This window comes from Paenibacillus solisilvae, assembly GCF_042656405.1.
GTDB classification, from domain to species: domain Bacteria; phylum Bacillota; class Bacilli; order Paenibacillales; family Paenibacillaceae; genus Paenibacillus_Z; species Paenibacillus_Z solisilvae.
The window spans coordinates 71,248-93,501 of the sequence record NZ_JBHSOW010000127.1; the positions used below are offsets into that span (position 1 = coordinate 71,248).

17 protein-coding genes and 1 pseudogene are annotated in these 22,254 nt (G+C 51.1%); 14 read left to right on the plus strand and 4 right to left on the minus strand.

Annotated elements, in window-relative coordinates:
* Positions 1-51 precede the first annotated feature (51 nt).
* On the minus strand, positions 52-660 hold the full coding sequence (locus tag ACFPYJ_RS31305) for a TetR/AcrR family transcriptional regulator (protein ID WP_379192182.1): 609 nt from the start codon (positions 658-660) through the stop codon (positions 52-54).
* Positions 661-1,013: 353 nt separating this feature from the next.
* Here ACFPYJ_RS31305 and ACFPYJ_RS31310 point away from each other — a divergent pair, with 353 nt between their 5' ends.
* The gene (locus ACFPYJ_RS31310; RefSeq protein ID WP_379192183.1) at positions 1,014-2,492 is read left to right on the plus strand and encodes a DHA2 family efflux MFS transporter permease subunit; all 1,479 of its coding nucleotides are present in this window, start codon (positions 1,014-1,016) and stop codon (positions 2,490-2,492) included.
* Positions 2,493-2,558: 66 nt separating this feature from the next.
* On the opposite strand, the gene glsA is transcribed toward ACFPYJ_RS31310, so the two are convergent.
* A complete protein-coding gene (glsA, locus tag ACFPYJ_RS31315; protein WP_379192184.1) occupies positions 2,559-3,503 on the minus strand; it encodes a glutaminase A in 945 nt (314 codons plus the stop codon).
* A gap of 172 nt (positions 3,504-3,675) precedes the next feature.
* On the opposite strand from glsA, the gene ACFPYJ_RS31320 reads away from it, so the two are divergent.
* From ACFPYJ_RS31320 to ACFPYJ_RS31340, 5 genes are all read left to right on the plus strand, one after another.
* Positions 3,676-4,350 carry a tetratricopeptide repeat protein gene (locus ACFPYJ_RS31320; protein WP_379192185.1) on the plus strand — a complete coding sequence of 225 codons (675 nt, stop codon included), beginning with the start codon at positions 3,676-3,678 and terminating at the stop codon, positions 4,348-4,350.
* Between the two features lie 158 nt (positions 4,351-4,508).
* A complete protein-coding gene (locus ACFPYJ_RS31325) occupies positions 4,509-6,254 on the plus strand; it encodes a sensor histidine kinase (protein WP_379192186.1) in 1,746 nt (581 codons plus the stop codon).
* A 184-nt stretch (positions 6,255-6,438) separates the two neighbouring features.
* A complete protein-coding gene (locus ACFPYJ_RS31330; protein WP_379192187.1) occupies positions 6,439-8,040 on the plus strand; it encodes an SWIM zinc finger family protein in 1,602 nt (533 codons plus the stop codon).
* On the plus strand, positions 8,037-11,033 hold the full coding sequence (locus ACFPYJ_RS31335) for a DEAD/DEAH box helicase (protein ID WP_379192188.1): 2,997 nt from the start codon (positions 8,037-8,039) through the stop codon (positions 11,031-11,033). The genes ACFPYJ_RS31330 and ACFPYJ_RS31335 overlap by 4 nt, the downstream gene beginning before the upstream one ends.
* Before the next feature lie 83 nt (positions 11,034-11,116).
* Positions 11,117-11,287 carry a hypothetical protein gene (locus tag ACFPYJ_RS31340; RefSeq protein WP_379192189.1) on the plus strand — a complete coding sequence of 57 codons (171 nt, stop codon included), beginning with the start codon at positions 11,117-11,119 and terminating at the stop codon, positions 11,285-11,287.
* Between the two features lie 82 nt (positions 11,288-11,369).
* Here the strand turns inward: ACFPYJ_RS31340 and ACFPYJ_RS31345 are convergent, their stop codons facing one another.
* On the minus strand, positions 11,370-11,783 hold the full coding sequence (locus ACFPYJ_RS31345; RefSeq protein WP_379192191.1) for a hypothetical protein: 414 nt from the start codon (positions 11,781-11,783) through the stop codon (positions 11,370-11,372).
* Between the two features lie 189 nt (positions 11,784-11,972).
* Positions 11,973-12,104, minus strand: coding sequence for a hypothetical protein (locus ACFPYJ_RS31350; RefSeq protein ID WP_379192193.1), 132 nt, complete (start codon positions 12,102-12,104; stop codon positions 11,973-11,975).
* Positions 12,105-12,305: 201 nt separating this feature from the next.
* Between ACFPYJ_RS31350 and ACFPYJ_RS31355 the strand changes: the two genes are divergently transcribed.
* From ACFPYJ_RS31355 to ACFPYJ_RS33240, 8 genes and pseudogenes are all read left to right on the plus strand, one after another.
* Positions 12,306-13,283 (plus strand): aldo/keto reductase, encoded by a 978-nt coding sequence (locus ACFPYJ_RS31355; protein ID WP_379192195.1) that lies wholly within the window; start codon positions 12,306-12,308, stop codon positions 13,281-13,283.
* A gap of 301 nt (positions 13,284-13,584) precedes the next feature.
* A complete protein-coding gene (locus tag ACFPYJ_RS31360; protein ID WP_379192197.1) occupies positions 13,585-14,982 on the plus strand; it encodes an extracellular solute-binding protein in 1,398 nt (465 codons plus the stop codon).
* A 114-nt stretch (positions 14,983-15,096) separates the two neighbouring features.
* Positions 15,097-15,972 (plus strand): carbohydrate ABC transporter permease, encoded by an 876-nt coding sequence (locus ACFPYJ_RS31365; RefSeq protein ID WP_379192199.1) that lies wholly within the window; start codon positions 15,097-15,099, stop codon positions 15,970-15,972.
* Positions 15,972-16,883 carry a carbohydrate ABC transporter permease gene (locus tag ACFPYJ_RS31370; RefSeq protein WP_379192201.1) on the plus strand — a complete coding sequence of 304 codons (912 nt, stop codon included), beginning with the start codon at positions 15,972-15,974 and terminating at the stop codon, positions 16,881-16,883. The genes ACFPYJ_RS31365 and ACFPYJ_RS31370 overlap by 1 nt, the downstream gene beginning before the upstream one ends.
* A gap of 73 nt (positions 16,884-16,956) precedes the next feature.
* Positions 16,957-18,768: a sensor histidine kinase gene (locus ACFPYJ_RS31375; RefSeq protein WP_379192203.1), complete on the plus strand. Its 1,812-nt coding sequence runs from the start codon at positions 16,957-16,959 to the stop codon at positions 18,766-18,768.
* 2 nt (positions 18,769-18,770) lie between these two features.
* On the plus strand, positions 18,771-20,414 hold the full coding sequence (locus ACFPYJ_RS31380) for a response regulator transcription factor (protein WP_379192205.1): 1,644 nt from the start codon (positions 18,771-18,773) through the stop codon (positions 20,412-20,414).
* Between the two features lie 141 nt (positions 20,415-20,555).
* Positions 20,556-21,701 carry a glycosyltransferase family 4 protein gene (locus ACFPYJ_RS31385; RefSeq protein ID WP_379192208.1) on the plus strand — a complete coding sequence of 382 codons (1,146 nt, stop codon included), beginning with the start codon at positions 20,556-20,558 and terminating at the stop codon, positions 21,699-21,701.
* Positions 21,702-21,892: 191 nt separating this feature from the next.
* A pseudogene (locus ACFPYJ_RS33240) lies at positions 21,893-22,254 on the plus strand (transposase); the annotation flags it as partial.

Sequence of the window (22,254 nt, forward strand, 5' to 3'; positions counted from 1 at the left end):
CAGCATGCGAACCTTCGGGAAGCGTCTTTGTTTGCAGAGTAAGGGCTGCCATTAAGGGTTCCTGAAGAGCAGCTTCCAATAGAAATTAATAAAATGTTCTTTAATTTGCTCCGGTGTCAGCTTTTGATCACTGTACAAGAATAGAAATGATTCCGGGCTCAATGAGGAAGCAACGTTGAATGCCGCGAAACTCGTATTAACGGGAACGATCGTTTCTGTCTGGATTCCCTCATCCAGCAGCTGCTTGATGACACCTGTTACATAGGTAAACGGCGGTGAACGATAAATTCTCAAATGGTCGTCCGAACAGAGAGAGCTCGGCTTGATGGCATTCAGCCATTGAACTTTATCGGCTATATAATCGATCCATTTGGAGAGAAAGGTTTTGAACCGCTCGTGAACGGGACGCTCGGCCGCTGCAGATAAATATTGATCATTCGCTTTCACGAACTTCTCAAAGCTGTCCATCAGCAGTTCAATGCACAGCTCTGCCTTGCAGGAATATCGGCGATAGAGCGTCCCTTGCCCGATTCCGGCGGTCTTCGCGATTTGGTGCATGCTGACACTGTCGACACCTTGCTTGTTGAATAACTGAGCAGCAGTTTGCAAAATAAGTTCACGATGCTTGGCGGCATCTTTACGTTCCGTACGCTGCAGCATGTTTACACGCCTCCTAAAAGTTTTTGCAAGCTCTGCTCAGGTCCCAAAGCAAAGGCTAAGTTTGAGGTGGATCCGCCTGCTATGCATGTCTAAAACATAAACAAGCCGAACTCTATTCGGAAGACCAAATTAAGGAAATAAAAATCGAAAAATGACTTGGCTTTCATTGACAATGAAGTGGCAGTTCGGTAAGCTTATGAAAACGGACAATTGTCCGCATAGAAAATAAGCCAGTGGTTCCGGCAGGATGCCTTGAACGTCTTCATTGTACTCCCGTAAATGTTACGGGTCAATGTTGACCGCCTGGGGGTCAGAAGGAATTACCTAGGCATTATAGGGTAGGAGGATCCGATATGACTGCAAAAGCAACATCTGCCGCAAGCACGGAAGAGCCGTTTTCGATTAAGAAGATTTTGGCGCCGCTTGCTGCAATTATTGTCGGTATTTTCATGGTTGTTCTCGATGGAACGGCGGTGAATGTAGCGATTCCGGGATTATTGCAAGAGTTTGCCACCACGTATCAGGTCGTCCAATGGACAGTTACAGGCTACGCGCTTGCTCAAGCGGCGGTTATTCCGCTTGCCGGCTGGTTATCCGATCGTTTCGGGGCCAAACAGGTATTTATTATTTCCGTTATTTTATTCACGCTGGGATCGCTTCTGTGCGCACTTTCCACATCCGTTGAAATGCTGATCATCTTCCGTATTCTTCAAGGACTTGGCGGGGGGATGGTTATGCCGATCGCGATGGCGTTCACGTACCGCCTCAGCCCTCCTGAGAAAGTGGGAGCGGTTATGGGGATGATGGGGATCCCGATCCTTCTTGCTCCTGCGCTTGGACCGGTTCTAGCCGGCTGGCTGGTCGATTATGCGAGCTGGAAATGGCTGTTCCTCATTAACATTCCTATCGGGATCGTGGGTACGATTCTCGCTGTCCGCACATTGCCAAGAGTAGAGCGTCAAGCCGTTGCAGCGCTTGATAAGCTGGGCTTCATCCTCGCTCCGATTGCGTTTGCCGGGCTTTCTTACGGCGTGAGCGAAGGCGCGAACAGCTGGACGGCTGCGAAAACGATTATCGGTATTGCAGTAGGTGCGGCTGCGCTTATCTTGTTCATTATTGCCGAGCTTTCGCGCAAAGAGCCGCTTCTGGAGCTGCGTGTATTCCGCTCCGGTGACTTCTCGCGCGGCATTATCGTACAGTGGATCTCACAAATTGCGTTGTTCGGCACGATGTTCCTTGTTCCTCTGTTCCTGCAGCAGGCGAAAGGCTACAGTGCGTTTGATACAGGGCTGATTATGCTGCCGCAAGCGATAGCAGCAGGCGTATTTATGCCGATCGGCGGTAAGCTGTATGATAAAATCGGTGCGCGCCCGCTCGTCTTGATCGGCATGCTGCTCGTAACGTTAGCTGCATTCATTCTGTCGAATGTGGATGCGGACTCCGGCTTATCCATGATCATGATTCCGCTGGCTCTTCTTGGCGCCGGTATGGGTCTTTCCATGATGCCGCTGAATACACATTTGATGCAGTCGGCTCCGAGGGATCTCGTCAGCCGCGTAACTTCATTGACCAATGCGGCGCAGCAGGTTATGACTTCCTTCGCTGTAGCAGGTCTCTCTACCATTCTGGCAAAAAGAATTCTCATCTACAACCCGACACCCGAGAAGCCGCCGACCTTGGAAATTTGGTCGCTGTCCTTCGGCGATACGTTCCTCGTTCTGACGTTTATCGCTGTGTTCGGTGCGCTTCTGGGCCTGCTGCTTCGCAGACCTGCCGGCCAGGCCGGTGAAGAAGAAGGTAAGCAGCCTGAGATGATGATGCATATCGGATAATCCATGTATACGACAAAACGCTATCCACAGCCTCATAACGCGGCTGCATGGATAGCGTTTTTTTATCTACATGATACTCCAATCAAGCTCGGCGGACATCGTTTCAAGCAGATGAACGCCTGCTGTGCTGTTGCCCTTGCTGCCTAGGGACGGACCGATAACGCCGATTCCAAACTGCCCGGGAACAACCGCCATAATTCCGCCGGAAACGCCGCTCTTCGCAGGAATGCCGGCACGAATCGCAAATTCGCCGGATGCGTTATACATACCGCACATCACCATGAAGGTTTTGGCGATCTGAACATAACGCCGGGGAATGAGCTCCCGCCCGGTTAAGGGATCGGTGCCGTCAAATGCGAGCACAAGCGCCATACGGGACAGCTGCTCCGCATTAATTTCAATGGCGCAGTGCTTGAAGTAAACCTGCAGCACATCCTCGACGGCGATCTCCTCGCCAAGCACCTCGTTGTCTTTCAGGAAATAAGCGAGCGAACGGTTGCGGTGGGCGGTTGCCGACTCAGATCGGAATACGGAATCATTGAATCTTAGTGAAGCGCCGCCTGAAATCTCTTGGAAAAAACGCAGAATCCGTTCGATTTGAACAGGCGGCGAATCGCCATGAATGAGTGAGCTTACAGCAATCGCACCGGCATTAATGAGGGGATTAAAGGGCTTTCCCGGCTCTACAAGCTCGAGTTTCAGCATCGAATTGAAATCATCACCGGTGGGCTCCATACCAACCTTGTCGAACACGCCATCCTCGCCATTATCGATAAGGGCAAGTATGAGCGTGAACACCTTTGAGATGCTCTGCATGGTGAACGTCAGGCCGCAGTCCCCGGCAGAAGCCGTTTCTCCGGATTGTCCTGTAATGAAGATGCCCAGAGCATCTCGGGGCGCTTTGGCCAGTTCAGGTATGTACGAGGCTACTTGCCCGTCGCATGTATGTACCCGGCTTGCCTCTACCCAATAGGGCAGTTTCTTGCGAAGCTGTTCAATCATCGCTGTCATCCTCCGTATAAATGGCTGTATGCAACCAGTGTACGGCTCCGTTCGTACCAGTTGCAAGAGCCAAAATATAAACTATTCCCACTTATTTGATTCGTGTACAATAAGGAGTGAATTTCCAAATCCAATCAATCATATTCATAATGGAAAGAATCGCAAACGTTCAGGAGGCACTATGATTAAAGTACTCGCATTCTTTTTGCTTTGGCGGCTGCTTGGTAACCCATTTCTAGCCATTATCGTCCTGCTCGCCGTTTTTTATTTATTAGATCGCCGCTATGTCGGAATTACACCCAGCATTGTTAAACCGCTTCGCCGCTTGGGACTCATCAAGCGTCTAAGGCAGCAGGTGTACATGAATCCCAATGATATTCCTGCCAAACACGAGCTCGCCCGTCTGCTTATTGAACGGAAAAGATACAAGGAAGCGAAGGAGCTGCTGATGCCGCTGCAGGATGCACTGGAGCATTCAGCCGAATACTGGGATGATCTGGGTGCCTGCTTGGCTCACTTAGGCGAGACAGAAGCGGCGGAGGCGGCTGTTCACAACGCCTTATCGATTAATCCAAGAGTCAAATACGGCAATCCGTATCTGCGGTTTGCTGCCCTGCATGCCAGAACAAACCCGGAGAAAGCTATTGCTCATCTCCAGTCGTTTCGCTCCATCCAATCATCCTCATGCGAGGCCTACTACAGGTTATCGAAGCTGTACACGCAGCTAGGCCAGAGCGGCGATGCCAAGCAGGCGCTTGCCGAGTGCAGCCAGATCTACCGGTCACTGCCGCGCTACAAGAAGAGGCAGGAGCGCAAATGGGCGCTGCTCGCTTTTTTCAGCCGCATACGCTCTTGACACAAACCGCCTTCTTTCAGGCGGTTTTTTAATATGATATACTTTCCAAATTTGTTCAATTCTATCATTGTTCTTCCTCTTGAAATCATTCATAATTGGAATAGTTTCAACAGAGAGAGAACATACAACAAGGAAACAGGAACGGGGAGTCTATTTGAATGCGTCGTAATGTCTGGCTATTAGCGCTTATATTGATAGCTGTGTTATTAGGTGTGAATAATACCATCTATTATTTCACTACAAAAAGCTCGCTGGAAAGCAATCTTCGGCATGAACTGGAAACGGTTGCGAAGCAAATTGCAATTTCCATTGAAACGTCAAGAAACGGTTCGGAGAAATATCAAGATCAAATTGGGCGTGAGCTTCGGGCAGCCTCGATTGCCGCACAGTATGCTTTGAATCCAGATATCGAGAAGGTAACCAATGCTCAGCTTGTTGAGCTGAAGAGCAAACTCGATTTATATGATTTGACCTTGCTTAAACGCACGAAGGACAATATTGTGCTGTACCGGTCGTCGGACAATAAGCAGCTTAATTATCCGACAAGCTCATGGGATCCATGGTACAAGGCGTTTAATCAGCTGTTTGATCAGAAGAAAGTAACGGTGAAGTGGGGGCAGTCTTTAACCAATTTCTGGACAGGACCCTTTGAATTCTCAACCGTTCAGACGAAGGTCATCAATAAGTGGGGCTATTATTACGATGGTACGACCAACTATATCCTGGATCCGTACATAAGTTATGATGATCGGCAGCGTGACTATGATAATGTTACGGGCGTTAATCACATGATCTCGGAGACGCTCAGCCAGAACGACACGGTGCTTGAAATCGGCGTATTGAATCCGGAAACCTTCGATTCGGGCCCGAGAGTCACCATCAATGAAAATGGCGAAGAAGTCACTCATATGACTCAAAATCCGATATTGAACGGAACGAATGCCTTTAAGCACGAGAATGACAGCCGTAATGTTCAATTAGCCAATGAAACGAATAAGTATGTCTGGCTCAATACGACCATAAACGGCAAGCATGTTTTGAAACTGTATATTCCCGTGAATATCAATAAAGTAGCCAGCATGTTAGACGGGAATGGCGATGCAATCGACCGTTACGTCCTTACTTTGGTTGCGGATTACCAGACGATCCAAGATAAACTGGATAAGCAGTTCGTTAATATCGGGATCATTGTTGTCATTGTAACCGCACTTAGCTTTATAATCGTTTATTGGACGGCAACGGGCTTCAGAAAATCCCAGGACAAACTCGTCCGTAAAGCGCAGGAGACGTACGTGGAGGAGATCAATCAGCTGTTTCAATCGATAAGGGCGCAGCGGCATGATTTTTTGAACCATGTACAAACCATTCATTCGCTTGCGGAAGTTAACAAGATCGATGAGCTTAAGGCTTACACCGCTGAATTAACGGGTGAGATCCGTCAGATGAATGATATTATTAATATTGGCAATCCAGCCATAGCCGCGCTCATCCGGGCCAAGATTTCGCAAGCTGAGTTACTGAGAGTGCAGCTGGAGACAAGCATTAGTGATATGAACAAGATGGAGCTTGGCGTGAAGTCGCTCGATATGACGCGGATATTGGGCAATCTGATCGATAATGCTTTCGATGAAGCGTTGAATTATTCTGAGGAAGAACGTTTCGTCCGTATTTTCATCGGCCAGAAACCGGGATATCTTGAATTTGCGATAAGCAATACCTGCTTGCACGCGGAGACATTGGCAGCCAAACCGCTCTTCGAATCGGGCTATACGTCCAAGGACGGTACGCATTCGGGGCTGGGTCTATCCATTGTCAAATCGATTGTGGATCAATATAAAGGGCTGGTCCGCATCGCGATCAATGAGCCGGGGATGATTACATTTATAGTGAAAATACCGGATTGATCATGACAAGGCTCCTTATTCGAACTTCAAAGTTCGCATAGGGAGCCTTTTTTACAAGCATCTGACAAAGAACTTATCTGGTCTGAATCCTATATTTATGTAAGTAGGCGTCTAATACTCGGCGAAAACGTTTACGCTTGTGGTATAATAGATGGAATGCATATGGATGAACGGAGGACGACGGATGAGCACATTTTTTCAACTGGATGAGCAGCGTCTGCGCGGACTGGAGACTATGCTCGCAAGCAGCATGCCCTTGCCCAACATAGAGCAGGGCTGGGATTACTACCGCCGTGAAAAGGTGCTCTCTGTTCAAGTCATGGATGGAACGGCGATCTATGGAACGGTGCGTGATACCGATATTTATGCGGTTACTTTGGATACAGATGATTTTGCATTCAGTACATGTACATGTCCCTATAACGGGTACTGTAAACATATGGCCGCCGTGTTTTATGCTTATAACGCCTACGCAGGCAAAAGCCCGGATGAGGTTCATAACCGGCTTCTCTATGGCACTGAATTGATTGAGGCCGATCAGGATTCAGAGGGCAAAACCTCAGCCGTTCTTGGAACAGCCGATTCAACCGAAGGGAAGCTGGAGGATACCTCCGAGCATTGGCTGGAGGAAATGGAGCAGCTGCACGGTGAGGTATGGCGGCAGTGCCGTCATTCCCTGCATCCTTTGCAGTCTGTGCTCTCGGCCTTGAAAGGCTTATCCAAATCATGGGATGAAGGCCTGCGCCGGCTTCATTGGATGCATGCCATACTCTTCGTGATTGATCAGTCGGAGAGAGCTTACTCGGCAACGGACAGCTACAGCCGATATTATTATGAAATGGCCTTCGCGCGGATGACGGAGCCTTGGCTGAACCATTACCATGAGCTGGCTGCGGAGCTGATCCCTGATCAGCTATCCAAGGCGGAGCTTGCGGCAGTCGATAATCTCAATCAGATCTTCCATGAACGGGATATGGACCGGGAACAGCAGCTGCACCGCTGGGAGACGCTGTATTTTTCCCTATGGGCGAAGCTGGTTGAACATAAAGCTTGGAGAGCAAAGGAAGAAACGTGGCTGAGGAAGAAGCTGAAGGCTGGCAGCCAAAACGGGCATCCGCTTTTCTTCTATCCGATGGCGCTTGCTTTCCTCGCTTTCGCTGAGAACCGGGATGAAGAAGCTATTGAGCTGCTGAGCAAAACTGTGTTTAACCGGACGGCATTGCTGGCAAGCGATTGTGCGCTGCAGCGGTTAGAGGAACGGGATTGGAAGAAGCTTGAGGAGTGGCTTTCTTATTTGTACGCGGGTCTGACGATTGAACGGAAATCGCGTGCTTTCGGCCCTTTTCTCAGCATGTGCCGGTTAGCGGATGTACAGCAGCCGGATAACCCGGCATGGCAGGAGTATCTGATTTCGTTCCTCCCTTTCTCCTACTCCGCCCTGTCGGAGCATTGGCTGGACCGCCGCAAATACGAGCAGTGGGCTGATTTGCAGCTTTTGCTAGGCATAGAGCCGGATGAAATGGATATTCAAGTGGTGCGGGAGATTGCCAAGGATGCGCCGCGGACGCTGTATCCGCTCTACCATCAAGCTATCGAAGGAGCGATCCGGCTGCGCAATCGGCAAGGCTACAAGCAGGCTGTGAAGCTCATGAAGAAGCTGGAGAGGCTGTACAAGGCAGAGAAGCAAGCTGACAAATGGAGCCGTTACGTGAATGGCGTTGTACGGAAGCATCAACGTCTGCGCGCACTGCAGGAAGAGCTCTGGAGGGGAAAAATCATCACATGAGAGGCTACACAGGTGCTGAAACTATAACGATAGATGGCTATTGGAAGGATGGTGACGGCATTGTGCTTGCCGTTCATCATGCTGCCGGTTTAACGCTTCGGCTGCGCCAGCTGTTGTTCGCGTGGCACGAGGCTTCCTGGTATGGTTCTGAAGTTGAAGAGAGAATTGACGAGCGTCTGAAGCAGACGGAGATGATTATTTCACCGCTTCAAGCGATGGACTATTTGGCTGCGCCCGAGTCTGTCCGATTACTCAAGACCGAATGGACGGAGCGGGCCAGCCTTCTGCGGGAATTGGCTAAGCTGCTGCGCCAAGCTCTGCAGAAGGGCTGGTATGCGCCGGACTGGTCGCGCTGGACGGCTGAGAGCCGGGCATGGAAGCTGGATATTCCTGCCTCAGAGCTTGAGGCATGGGCCCAGATCAGAAGGATCGTGCCTGCGATTGAAGAGCAGGGCGATCTGGGGGCGCTGCAGCTTTGGTTCAGTATGATCGTCGAGGAATTGATTGAAACCGATGAGAACGTCGCTGCTGTGTGGAGCTCGACTGTTGCTGCATTGGGGACAGGAGCGCTCGTTACGAAGGCGGCCGATGAAGAGGATTGGCTGGTTTCAATTGGTCTGAAGCAGGATAATATGCCTTTTCGTACAGCGCTTCAGCTGCTTGAGCCAACTGCGGAAGAGGGCTGGCGGCTTCGTCCTGCTGTACAGGATCGAGCAGAGGGCGGCCGCTGGATTATGTTGGAGCTGGCAGCTAAGGGGCAAGTCACTGAGGGGCATGAAATTGGCGCTGGAGATACCCCTTTGCGGTTTAAGCTTCATGAGGATGCTCCCAAAGAATGGCAGCCATTCTTTGAAGAAAGAATGCGTAAAGATGAACATAAATGGGCGGCCGCACTGCCTGATTGGGTAGAATCGACTGCGCCGGTTGTTCCCGCGGAGTCAGCTGAGAAGAGAGCAGGAGGCGCACAAACACAGGCCGCCGAGCGCATTAAAATTAATTTATCGGACAGTGAAGCGTGGGATTTTCTGGAGCGGGCAAGTGTCAGGCTGCTTGCCGCCGGAGCCTCTGTACTGCTTCCGAGCTGGTGGGAAGCTGTCCGCAGCCGCAAGCTGCGTCTGAAGGCGAAGGTCAAATCATCGGTTGGCTCGTCGGAGCAGTCGATGTTCGGCCTGCAGCAGATCGTCGATTTTGACTGGAAGCTGGCCGTTGGCAATGTGAATATGAGTGAAGCGGAATTTATGCGGCTGGCTGAAGAGAACCGGCGTCTTCTGCAGATCGACGGCGAATGGGTGCATTTGGATCCGGATGACGTTGAGCGTCTGCGCAAATGGCTGAAGAAGAACGGCGGCAAGAGCAGTTTAACGATGCGTGATGTGATGGAGATGCATCTTCGCGGAGGGACGGAGCTTGAGCCGGAGCGTGAGGATGATGAAGACGCACTAACCGCAGAGGTGGAGCTCAACGAGCATTTGACCGCATGGATCAGCAAGCTAAATGAATCCTCCGACTTACCTCTAGTTGAGAAGCCGGAGGCCTTCCAGGGCGAACTGCGCCATTATCAGCTGCAGGGTGTTTCCTGGCTTGCATTTCTGCGCCGTTTCGGACTGGGTGCCTGTTTAGCCGATGATATGGGTCTGGGCAAAACGATTCAATTCACAGCCTATCTCCAGCATGTTCTGGAAACCGGCGTGACAGGACCTTCCCTTCTGATCTGTCCGACCTCGGTAATCGGGAACTGGGAGAAGGAGCTGGAGCGGTTTGCTCCGGCGCTTCGCGTGCTTGTTCATTACGGTCCCCGCCGGGCCAGAGGAGAAGAGTTCGCCGCGGCTGCGGCTGAGGTTGATCTTGTCATTACCTCTTACGCACTGGCCCCTCTTGATGAGGAAGAGTTAGCTGGAATGAGCTGGGACGTTGTTTGCTTGGATGAAGCTCAGAATATTAAGAACTATTATACCAAGCAATCTGCAGCGATCCGCGGATTGTCAGCGAATCACCGGGTTGCATTAACGGGAACGCCGATGGAGAATCGGCTGACGGAGCTGTGGTCGCTGTATGATTTTACAAATCCGGGTTATCTGGGCAGCCTGAGTGAATTCAGGAAAGCCGTTGTACTGCCTATTGAACGGGAGCGTAATGAGACGCTTATCGGTGAGCTGCAGCGCTGGGTCAAGCCGTTCATGCTGCGCCGGGTGAAGAAGGATCCGGCCATTCAGCTTTCACTGCCGGAGAAGAACGAGATGCGTACCTATCTGTCTCTCACCGTGGAGCAGGGGGCGTTGTATGAGAATATCGTTTCTGATCTGCTTGGTAATTTGGAATCGGCGGGGGGCCTGCAGCGGCGGGGGATGATTCTCTCGGCTCTGACCCGGCTCAAGCAGGTGTGCAACCATCCGAGCCTCCTGCTTAAGGAGGAGGCCGACGCTGTTCAATCGGCTTGGGATCCGGATCGCTCCAATAAAGTGCTGCGCGTGCTTGAAATGGTGGAGGAGATTGCCGCGGAAGGTGAACGCTGCTTGATCTTCACTCAATATGTGGAGATGGGTATGACGCTGAAACGATTGATTGAGGAGCGCATTGGCATCCCGACCCCGTACCTATATGGCGGCGTGCCAAAAGCTGCGCGTGATGCGATGATTGAAGGATTTCAAGATGAGAAGCAGCCTGGCTGCGCATTTGTTCTATCGCTTAAGGCCGGCGGAACGGGGCTCAATCTGACGGCAGCCAATCATGTTATCCATTTTGACCGGTGGTGGAATCCTGCGGTTGAGAATCAGGCGACTGACAGGGCATTCCGTATCGGTCAGACGCGAAATGTCCAGGTGCATAAATATGTAACCCTGGGCACATTGGAAGAGAGAATCGACGATATGATTAATCGGAAGCAGCTTATGAATGATCAGGTCGTTGGTCAGTCGGAGAACTGGATTACGGAAATGTCCACTGACGAGCTCCGGGAGCTCTTTACTCTCCGCAAGCAGCGTCTAAAGGGATAGGGTTTCGTGAATGAAGGATGGAATAGAGCAGAGATACGCATAAGCATCATGATAGAAATATTTCTAAAATGCGAGGTGCTACGATGGAGCGAAAAGTCAGGGAGCCGGGCTCATTAATCTCTTCGGAAGAAGCAGAAGCCCAGGCGCCGGAGGTCACCAAAGAGACTCAAATCGGGCCCGCAGATGCATCTCCTCATTGGGGTGGCTTCTACAAGGCAATCCGGGATGCCGTTGAAGCATTGCGTTCGGAGTGAAAAAGTCGAAGCCCTCAAAAGGGCACAAGTCATGGCAATCACGCCTTAGTTTGTCCCCCCTTATGCAAAATGGCTGTACAGGTCATCGAACCTGTACAGCCATTTTACTGTTTGCATCCGCCGCTGCCTTAAGGTACTCGTGCGGATCTGATGCGCGGCTGCCTGAAGATACTCGTGCGGACCAGATCCGTCGCAGCCTGAAGGTACTCGTGCGGAACAGATCCGCCGTGAAGCGCGGCTGCCTGAAGGTACTCGTGTGGAACAGATCCGTCGCAGCCTGAAGATACTCGCGCGGACCTGATGCGCGGCTGCCTGAAGATACTCGTGCGGATCTGATGCGCGGCGGCTTGAAGGTACTCGTGCGGATCTGATGCGCGGCTGCGTCGTTGACGATACGGATGAGATGGTTTTGCAGCATATCTTCTTGCAAGTCCGTTAGACGGGTAGGTTGATCCATGGCCCTGCCAACATCGCTCTTCGCTTCCATCAGTGGCATAAGAGTTACAAGATACCTGATAAACCTAAACCTTGGCCTATACTGGAATTCATACAGTTAAAACTGTGCTCTCCGCTTGAGGCTGCCTCTATACTGTAATCCATACAGTTAAATCGCCCCAAATGAGCCTTTTGGAGCTCAATTCGGCAATTTAACTGGAAATTTCCAGTATAGCGCTAGTTTGAACATCTAAAGCCCGAAATAGCTGTAAACATCCAGTATAGATGACGATGCGATGACGATGCGATGACGATGCGATGACGATGACGATGCGATGACGATGACGATGCGATGACGATGCGTCGTGTGGTTGGCCTGCAAACACTTATCGCTCCGCCAAGCGCCGGGAGCTGGTCGCGGTGCAGAAAGGAAGCCACGAATGCCGAAGACGCTTCCATTCGAGGATCGATTCGATATTTGGATGTTATTTCTTTATAATGTAAGAGGGACGGTTTGATCATTCCGCAACCGCTTTGACAAGCCGGCTACATAATCAGTTGAAGAAGGAGTTGTTAGAAGAAGATGAAATACACGTATTTGGGACGCTCGGGCTTGAAGGTAAGCAGATTATGCCTTGGAACGATGAATTTTGGGGTGGATACGGACGAGCAGGAAGCATTCCGTATCATGGATGCAGCGCTTGACGCAGGTATCAACTTCTTTGATACAGCGAATATATACGGATGGGGCGAGAATGCCGGCCGTACCGAAGAAATTATCGGACGATGGTTTGCCCAAGGCGGAGGACGCCGTGAGAAAACCATTCTTGCCACCAAGTTCTACGGTGATATGTCCGACAAGCATGATGGCCCGAACGGCGAAGGCGGATTATCCGCTTATAAGCTGAGACGCCATCTGGAAGGTTCCCTTCGCCGCCTGCAAACGGATCATATCGAGCTTTATCAAATGCATCATGTCGATCGTAATGTGAGTTGGAGCGAGCTGTGGGGCGGGTTTGAAACCGCTGTGGCGCAAGGCAAAATCGGCTATGTGGGTGCCAGCAACTTTGCGGGCTGGGATCTGGCCGTTGCGCAGGGCGAGGCTAAAGCCCGCGGCTTCCTTGGACTTGTAGCCGAGCAGCATAAATACAATTTGCTCTGCCGGCTGCCGGAGCTTGAAGTGCTTCCTGCAGCGAAAGGACTTGGAATTGGCGTTATCCCATGGAGCCCGCTGGATGGCGGCTTGCTTGCAGGCAATGCCCTGCGAGGCGGAGCGGGTAAACGGAGCAATGATACAAAGCGCGTCGAACAGCACCGTTCACAGCTTGAAGCATTCAAGGAGCTAAGCGATGAGCTGGGCGAGCGCGAGGACATCATTGCCCTGGCGTGGCTGCTTGCTAATCCTGCGGTAACGGCACCGATTATCGGCGTCCGTACGCTGGAGCAATTCGAGCGTTCCCTTCGCGCAGTTGAGCTCGAGCTGGATGAGAGAACGATGAAACGCTTGGATGAAATCTTCCCTGGACCAGGCGGAGATGCACCTCGCGCTTATGCTTGGTAAGCATTAAGCGAACGCAATTATAACATCAAGGATATTATTACCCTGATTGAAACCGCTGCCCACAGGATATTCTCCTCCTGTGGGCTTGTTATTATGACCCGCAGCTGACATCTCCGTCGAAAAGTCACCCTGACTCGTTGTATTTTCGACCTCCTTCCATTCGTCCGTTCTGATTATAATCAAATTGTAAAGAAGCTTGCCGGGCGGGATCAGAACAAGTGAATGTTTCCGGCCGGTTAATCTGCTTAAGCAGCAGGTGGCAGCGGAAGCAGGCACAACAAATTATCGGGAGGTCATGTTCATGAAGAAAGGTTTAACGTATGCGGCAACGATGCTCTTATCCCTGTCGTTTGTTCTCACTGCTTGCGGTTCAAAGGATGAAACAGGCAACAACGCGAGCACTAACGCCAGCTCCAACAATACCGGCAACATTAACGCTGGAGACAACCAAGAAACCGGTACTGACAATGCCGGGGAGCCCGCTGCTAAAGACGTAACCCTCACGCTTCGGCACACGCAAATCAAAGAAACGAGCAAGGTCCGTTTGAAAATTTTGCAGGATGTTGTGGCGAAGACTGAACAAGAAAACGCCGGCCTCACATTCAAATTAGAAGGCATTGACGAGGTCGTTAACCGCGATCAGAAGCTGAAAGCCGAAATGGCGGCAGGCAACCCGCCCGATATCTTCGAAGTTTTCGGCGGTGCTGATCTGAACCTCTACGTCAAAGCAGGCCGCATGCTTGACCTGACGCCGATTATTGATGAATTGGGCCTTAAAGATAAATTTGCAAGCCTGGATGAGTTTACGATTGACGGCAAAGTATATGGACTTCCTTTCGGAGGCTACAGCGAAGGCGTCTTCTATAATAAAAAGATATTCACCGATCTCGGTTTATCCGTTCCAACCACATGGGATGAACTGCTGAAGGATGCTGACGCGATTAAAGCCAAGGGCATCACGCCATTCGCACTTGCAGCCAAAGATGGCTGGGTAAACGGCATGCTGTGGAATACGGTCATGGAGCGCCACGTTGGAATCGCAGCATTCGATAAGCTCGTTACCGGCGAAATGAAATGGACCGACCCGGATTTCGTTGCCGGCTTCACAAGCTATGCGGAGCTGGTGAACAAAGATTACTTCACCAAAGGCTCGCTTGGGCTTGCCTATGCGGAGCAAGGCGCGAAATTCCTTAAAGGCGACGCCGCGATGGTATTCACAGGCACATGGGATGCCAATCGTTTCACCGGCGACGAAGCCGGAGACCTTAAAGGCAGCATCGGCTACTTCTCCTTCCCGTCGATTCCAGGCGGCAAAGGCGACCAAACCTCCATCAATGCCAGCTACTCCAACGGCTTTGGTTTCTCATCTAAACTAAGCGACGACCAGAAAGCGATGGTTAAAGCCTTCATCAAAAACTTCTTCAGCGAAGAAGTGCAGAAGCGTACGCTGGTGGAAGACAAGGTTCTGCCTTCGATGAAGCTGTCCGACCTATCCGGCATTGATCCGTTGATCTCCGAGGTTCTTCAAGTAATGGCCCATGCATCCTCGTCATGGAAAGCATTCGATGCCATCGTTCAGCCAAGTGTAGGCGCAGATGTCGGCGTTGGCCTGCAGGAGCTGATCGGCAAAGTGAAATCACCGCAGCAAGTAGCCGAGAAGATCCAGGCGTCTCAAGATAAAGCAAACGCGCAGAAGTAATCTCCGCCGATAAAGCAAGCCGATAAAGCAAGCAAGAGAGGGTGCCCAGCCTTAACAGGCACCCTCTTTCTATTCCATTTGCCCTTATCTGCGACAATTTTCAAGGAGGATCCTATGAACAAAGCGCTCAAGAACCCCTATACCTACATCGCGTTCATCGTCCCGACATTGCTGCTGTATGCGCTGTTTTTCATTTATCCCGTCATCGTCTCCTTCGTATACGGCTTCTACCAATGGGACGGCGTCTCAGCGAAAGTTTTTATCGGGTTCGATAATTTCATGAGGTTGATGCAGGATGAGATCTTTGTTAAAGCCTTCATCAACAATATGTATTTCATGGCGTTTTCCCTTCTCGTCAACATCCCGCTTGTGTTCCTGATTGCCATTATGATCAGCAAAATAAGACGGATGCGCGGCTTCTATAAATCAGCGGTATTCGTGCCGGTGGTGATCTCGACTGCAACGGTGGCGATATTGTTCGGCGTTCTCTACGATCTGGATTCCGGCTTGCTCAATCAAATTCTTCGGGCTGCCGGGCTGCCTGAGCAGGAATGGCTGTCGAATCCGCATTTGGCGATGATCTCGATTCTGCTCGCGAATGCATGGCAAAATATCGGCTTCTTCATCGTGCTTTGCTTAGCGGCCATTCTGAACATTCCGAAGGAAGTCGGCGAAGCGTCTCAGATTGACGGGGTTAACGCATGGAATGAAACGTGGAAGATCACGCTCCCGCTCGTTCGGCCAGTCTTGTTCGTCATGCTGCTGTTAACCGTATCCGGAACGCTGAAAGTGCTTGATATCGTGCAAATTATGACTAATGGCGGGCCGTTTCAATCCACGGAGGTGATGTCCACTTACATGCTTAAGGTCGGCTTCCGCTCCATGGAGCTTGGTTACGGCAGCGCGATTGGCGTCGCTATGTTCGTGATCACCATTATCATGACCGGTATCTTGCAAAAAGTGTCCAAATCCGAGGAGGTGCAGTACTAATGGAGCGAATGCTGCCGTCACACCGTCTGGATCAACGTGCTTCTCTCATACGCAGGCTGCGCCTCTTGGATCGGCTCCGAAGAAGCCAGTGGCCGATTCATCTGGTTCTGCTGTTGTATGTCATTTCGATTCTGTTTCCTTTATTGTGGCTGCTGCTTTCCTCCTTCAAGACCAATCGTGAGATTACAGTGAATACCTGGGCGCTGCCTGCTCACTTCAATTTGGACAATTATCGTGCGGCTTGGGAATCGGCTCATATTGGCGGATATGCGTTTAACAGCTTATATGTAACGGTTATCTCCTGCGCGCTTACACTTGTGCTGTCGGCTGCAGCGGCATTTGCCTTATCCCGCATGAAATACAAACAGCTGAGCAGGAAGTTTTTCGCGTTTATTCTGCTCGGGCTGATCGTACCGCCAGGCGCTCTGTTCATACCGCTGTACAGGCTTATCAATTTGATTCATATCTATGATTGGCATCTGTACAATACGCATTTATCGTTGATTTTGGTATACTGCACATACGCACTCCCAATCACGATCTTCATCCTGCATGCGTTTATGCAGTCCATTCCAAGCGAGCTTGAGGAAGCCGGAATTATGGATGGGCTAAGCGCATTCGGTTTATTTGCAAGAGTCATTATTCCCGTGTCCATGCCCGCATTGGTTACGGTCTTTATACTAGCGTTCATCAATAACTGGAACGAATATATTTTCTCGCAGCTATTCCTAACAACGGAATCCCTGCGCACGCTGCCGACGGGGATGGCCACGTTCAACGATGGCTACCGGACCAACTTTTCTTCCCTGTCGGCTGCAGTCATTATCAGCATCCTGCCTGTGCTTGCCGTGTATATGTTCCTCCAGCGTCAGATTATCGACGGGATGACAGCAGGCAGTGTGAAGGGCTAGCTGCCCGTATAATCCGCTCTGGCAAGCCCCCCGGCGAGTCGAAACCTAACTGTCATAAAGGAGCCGTACCGCCATGAATTTACGCCCGAAGCTGCTGCTTGCTTTCATTGGCCTTATTGTTGTTCCGCTCATTGGTCTTGGGATCGTATCCTTTCTCAATTCGGAGCATCTGCTTGAAAAAAAGTACAGCGAGCAAACGGAGATCACACTTAAGGCGGTAGGCGGCAATATTCGTTACTTCTTCAAGGAGCTCGACCAGCTGACAGACTCCAGCATAACGAATGCAACCGTTCAAGAGGCGCTGCGAAGCTTGCGCGACTCCAGCGGAGATGCAAGCACGCTCATTGCGATCAGCCAATATGAGAAATCGCTTGGGCGTATTTTATTTCAGAATCCTGCGCTCAGTATGGTCGTGCTGTACGGCATGGATGGGACGATGCTCCGGTCGATGAGGAATGATCCGACGACTTTCCTGCCTATTGCGTATGACCTGCTGCAGAGCCATCCGATCTACCGCGATGTTATGGAGGAAGGCGGCCGTCCTGTATGGATCGGGCCTTATGAGCAGCCGGAGCTGACGGGCAACGGAGCGGCGCTTTTTACCCAGATGAGGCTCGTGAAGGACATGGATACGCTCAATAATATGGGGATTATGGTCACTCAGGTGAAATCCAATGAAGTGAGCAGCATGCTCCAGGATTTCACGGTGTCCGGCGAGAAGCAGACGGAAACCAGGTATTTAATTATCAACAAGGACGGACTTGTCATGCTCGACAGCCGTCATAAACTCGAGGGCAGACACGCCGGTGCGCTGACTGCAGCGCCGATTGAGCAAACACAGCGGTATGACAGCCTGCGGGCTGATTTTGGCGGGCAGGATTCGCTGGTTTCTTCGTATAATCTCGACCGCAACGGCTGGGTGCTCGTATCGGTTAAATCCTGGCAGTCACTGACGAATGAGAACGTCCGTTTCGTCAAATGGATTGCGGTGATTACGCTGCTATGCTTGCTGTTTGCGATCCTGTTCAATATGTTTTTCGTGAACCGGGTGGCCAAGTCTATTATTCGAGTCGTGCGCAAAATGCGGCTCGTTGAGCAAGGCATGCTTGATATTCGCGTTCAGGCGCGCGGCAAAGATGAGACGGTGCTCCTGGCACACAGCTTCAACAGTATGGTCGACACGATCGGCAATCTGCTCAGCGAGGTCAGAACAGAGCAGGAGCGCAAGCAGCGTGCCGAGATGATGCTGATGCAGGCGCAGATCAAGCCTCATTTTCTATTCAATACGCTGGAGTCGATTAACGCGCTTGCCGCTCAGAACGAAGGCGGGAAGATTATGCAGATGGTTCGCAGATTGAGCAATTTATTGCGCACGAGCATGCATCAGTCGGAGATTATCACCGTCAGCCAAGAGATCGAGCATGTCCGCAGTTACCTGGAAATTCAAAAATACCGGTTTGAAGATATGTTCAGTTATGAGCTGGATATTCCGGACACCGTTCTGGATTATACGATACTTAAGCTGACGCTGCAGCCGCTTGTGGAGAACAGCATTCAGCATGGCTTCGACGGCCTGGAAGGAATGGGGATCATCACGATTGCCGCTGAAGTTGAAGAAGGCGCTGTTCTGTTCACGATCCGGGATAATGGGGTTGGGATGAACGAGGAAGCGCTCATGCGGCTGAATGCCATGCCTAATCTGCAGTCGGCCGGCATAGGAGCTGTCGATGAAGCCGCGCAGGGTGAGCGCAGAGGTCTTGGATTGCGCAATGTAGCGGACCGGCTCCGCATTCACTATGGCAGCCATTATGGATTGCGGATCTGCAGCCAAGAGGGTTATGGTACCGTTATCCGGATTAACATCCCGCGAAGCAGAGGTGAATGAGCATGAACGGCAAAGTACTTCTGGTGGACGACGAACCGCATATAACACGAAATCTGGTGAAAGTCATTCCTTGGAGCATGCTTGGGTTAGAAATTACCGGTACGGCCAAGAACGGGGTTGAAGCACTGGAGCTGATGCAGGCTGATCCGGCCGACCTCGTGCTGTGCGATATACGGATGCCCGTGATGGACGGGCTTGAGCTGGTCCGGCATATCCGCAAGCAGGGACTGCCATGCGAGATTATTATGCTGTCGGGCTACCAGGATTTCGCTTATACCCGGGCTGCCATTCAATATGGGGTGAAGGATTATATACTCAAGCCGATTCCCTATGATGAACTGACCGGAGTGATCGCCAGAGTCATGTCCGAGCAGAGGAACAAACGCCTTCAAGTAAAGGAGGAGCAGCGCAGGCTCGGCCGGATGATCGATCTTGCCAGTGAGAAGGTGCTCTATGATGTGCTGATGGATTACACCGATATTACGCCGGACAACTGGTTGATGGCGGCTCAGGAGCAGCACCTTGGCAACCCGCGGTACACGTTGATCCTGCTTGATATTGATGTCGGGTCGGAGAATGCGCGTGATTGGCGGGAGTGGCCGGATAAGGAACGGAAGATGTGGAATTTCGCCGTCTGCAACGTGCTTCGGGATACCCTTCAGCTAGCGGGTCTGCTTCATGCGGTCATCCAAATGCGTGACGGTGAATGGTGCGTCTTGATTCAAAGCCGGGAAGATGAGGAGCCAGTGGGGGAGCGGCAGATCAAAGCTTGGACAGAGCTGCTGCTTCATTCCGTTCAAAACAATGCGAAGCTGAAGCTTCAAGCCGGCGTGTTCAGCAAGCAGGCAGCCATTACGGAGCTGTCCTTTGCTTACAAGACGGTTCAGCGCGGCATACAGCTTACCACGGAAACGGTACCGTTCACCATATTCAGCGGTGAACAGACGGGCGGGATCGAAGCTGGGCGCGCCTTATGGGATATTGCCGAGCGGCTTATCGGCGCGATGAAACGAGGCGATGCCGCAGGCGTCGATGAGGAGCAGAAGCGGATTGCCGAGCAGCTCCAGCAAGCAGGCGGAAGCGCGGAGGGCAGATTAAAGCCGCTTCTGCATTTTCTTGCTCTCCATCTGATGCGCGAGCTGAAGGAAGCGGATCTGCTGCCGCCTGGTCAGGAAGAGTCGCTGTGGCGGAAGATGGATATGCGCTTATGCGTGAAGGATCTGTTCGCCGCTATCCGGCAGGCTTCCAGTGAAGGAGCTGCACGGTCCACCGATAAGCGGAAACAATCGGAGCGTCAGCTGGCCGACGCCAGAACGTATATGGACCGCCATTTATTCCGCGACCTTAGCGTAGAAGAGGCCGCATCGCATGTCGGTCTATCTACATCGCATTTTAGCCTGTTGTTCAAGCAGTCTTTCGGTGAAACCTTCATTGAATATGTGACGCGGCAGCGGATGGAGAAGGCCAAATCCTTGCTGCAGGATACCCTGAAGAGCGTTGCTCAAATCGCCAAGGAAGTCGGTTATTCTGAGCGGCGGTATTTTACCAAGGTATTTATGAAGTATGCCGGTCAAATTCCGACGGAGTACCGGGCAGCTCTCCAAGGCAGCACAGCTTCTGCTTCGGACGAGGAACCGGAGGAATAAATGCGGTGTGGGTGGAATTATGATCCCTAGTCAGCTTGAAAATTATTAACTGACATCATCGTTTGGACAATAAACCAATTCTGCGTGAAGGCATATCAATAACTTGGGGGAATTTAAAACAAGATTGAAGGGCGATTGCATATGAAAAGCTATCAGGTTTGTTGGGATGGTCCTGTTTATCGAACAAGCGGGATTGGCATTGCCAGCAGGGAATATGCCCTTGCCTTGCACCGCAAGGGAGTAAACGTAAAGATAATGACCGCTCGCGGAGCGCGATTTAATTCAACCTTACGCCGTTTAGCCTTGAAGCCTCTCGCTAGGGACAGAAAGAAAGTTCTCGTTTTTCACGGAACACCAAACTCCCTTCCCATGATAAAAGCAAGAAAACAGTTCAAGTACATTTTGCTGAATACAGTCTGGGAAACGACAAAAATACCTAAACAATGGTTCCCGCAAATCAATCGGTTCGATGCCGTATGCGTCCCTTCCGTGCAAAACAAAAGGGCCATGAAAAGAAGCGGGGTTAAGAAACCCGTTTTTATCGTGCCGCATGGTGTCAATACCCTTGCTTACACTCCTTCTAATAAAAAATTATATTTAGGTTTGCCAAAAGGAACCTTCGTCTTCGTCTCCGTTTTTACCTTTCAACACCGCAAAAACCCGGAGACGTTATTAAAGGCCTATTGGCAGGAGTTTACCTCCAGGGATAAAGTTGCTTTGGTCATCAAGACCTCAGGGTTCGGAAAGGATACGGGCGCTGTGATTAAAGCCCGAATTCAGGCATACAAGAAGAAACTCGGCTACGGACGAAATGCGGCTCCGGTCCGCATTATCACGGGGACAACGGGTTCCCGGATGATAAAAGGAATGTATACCGCCGCTAACGCCTTTGTACTCCCTTCCCGGGGGGAGGGTGTCGGATTGCCTTATTTAGAATCGTTATCCAGCGGGGTTCCCGTCATCGCGACCCGTTGGGGCGGTCATATGGACTTTCTGAACGCCCGTAATTCTTTCCTAGTCGGCTATAGACTGGCTCCACCCGCCCGAAGTATGAATCGCTCCATCTCCTTTAATTTCCGTTCCTTGTTTGCCCAACAAGGACAACTTTGGGCGGAGCCCAGCCTGGCCAGCTTAAAAAAACAAATGAGATTTGCGTATGAACATCCAGCGCTTTGTCGCGCCAAGGGTATTCAAGGCCGGCGCGATATGCGCCGCTGGACGTGGAGCCGAGCCGCGAGTTCGATGAGAGTTGCCATCGAGAATACGTTACGAACAAAGCGCGGCTAGCTATTCTTTCGGCTTGCCGGCAGATTTCCAAGCTGCCGCAGTAAGACAGCGGCTGGAACATTACGAAGAGGCTGTCCCAAAAGTCATCGAAGATGACCGAGGGATTGCCCCTTGGTATTTTTAAACCAAAAAGAAACCGTTCTTTGGTAAAATGGAAGTGCGACCCACCATTTACGAAAGGAACGGTTTCTTTGTACATTCAATATACCATGGACCAACTTACCCTGCCAATGGACTTGGAGGAAGACATTCCCGAAAATCACCTCGTTCGCGTCGTCAACGCAGCTGTTAATCGTCTCAGCGACGACCTCTTTGCAGACGCTTATCCCGGCGGTGGCCGAGATAGCTACCATCCCAAAATGCTTACCAAAGTCATTATTTATGCCTACATTGCAGCGAATGTACTCATCTCGCCAAATCGCTAAAGCTGTTCGCGAAAACATCATGTTCATGTGGATTGCAGGTCGACAACGGCCGGATTTTCATACACTCAATCGTTTTCGTTCCGAGCGGATGAAGACGGTCTTGCAAAGCGTGTTTACAGCGGTGCTTC

Excerpts from the sequence above, each read along its gene's own strand:
- ACFPYJ_RS31305 (WP_379192182.1), bottom strand. The coding sequence starts at position 660 with ATGCTGCAGCGTACGGAACGTAAAGATGCCGCCAAGCATCGTGAACTT.
- ACFPYJ_RS31310 (WP_379192183.1), top strand. The coding sequence starts at position 1,014 with ATGACTGCAAAAGCAACATCTGCCGCAAGCACGGAAGAGCCGTTTTCG.
- glsA (WP_379192184.1), bottom strand. The coding sequence starts at position 3,503 with ATGACAGCGATGATTGAACAGCTTCGCAAGAAACTGCCCTATTGGGTA.
- ACFPYJ_RS31320 (WP_379192185.1), top strand. The coding sequence starts at position 3,676 with ATGATTAAAGTACTCGCATTCTTTTTGCTTTGGCGGCTGCTTGGTAAC.
- ACFPYJ_RS31325 (WP_379192186.1), top strand. The coding sequence starts at position 4,509 with ATGCGTCGTAATGTCTGGCTATTAGCGCTTATATTGATAGCTGTGTTA.
- ACFPYJ_RS31330 (WP_379192187.1), top strand. The coding sequence starts at position 6,439 with ATGAGCACATTTTTTCAACTGGATGAGCAGCGTCTGCGCGGACTGGAG.
- ACFPYJ_RS31335 (WP_379192188.1), top strand. The coding sequence starts at position 8,037 with ATGAGAGGCTACACAGGTGCTGAAACTATAACGATAGATGGCTATTGG.
- ACFPYJ_RS31340 (WP_379192189.1), top strand. The coding sequence starts at position 11,117 with ATGGAGCGAAAAGTCAGGGAGCCGGGCTCATTAATCTCTTCGGAAGAA.
- ACFPYJ_RS31345 (WP_379192191.1), bottom strand. The coding sequence starts at position 11,783 with ATGCCACTGATGGAAGCGAAGAGCGATGTTGGCAGGGCCATGGATCAA.
- ACFPYJ_RS31355 (WP_379192195.1), top strand. The coding sequence starts at position 12,306 with ATGAAATACACGTATTTGGGACGCTCGGGCTTGAAGGTAAGCAGATTA.
- ACFPYJ_RS31360 (WP_379192197.1), top strand. The coding sequence starts at position 13,585 with ATGAAGAAAGGTTTAACGTATGCGGCAACGATGCTCTTATCCCTGTCG.
- ACFPYJ_RS31365 (WP_379192199.1), top strand. The coding sequence starts at position 15,097 with ATGAACAAAGCGCTCAAGAACCCCTATACCTACATCGCGTTCATCGTC.
- ACFPYJ_RS31370 (WP_379192201.1), top strand. The coding sequence starts at position 15,972 with ATGGAGCGAATGCTGCCGTCACACCGTCTGGATCAACGTGCTTCTCTC.
- ACFPYJ_RS31375 (WP_379192203.1), top strand. The coding sequence starts at position 16,957 with ATGAATTTACGCCCGAAGCTGCTGCTTGCTTTCATTGGCCTTATTGTT.
- ACFPYJ_RS31380 (WP_379192205.1), top strand. The coding sequence starts at position 18,771 with ATGAACGGCAAAGTACTTCTGGTGGACGACGAACCGCATATAACACGA.
- ACFPYJ_RS31385 (WP_379192208.1), top strand. The coding sequence starts at position 20,556 with ATGAAAAGCTATCAGGTTTGTTGGGATGGTCCTGTTTATCGAACAAGC.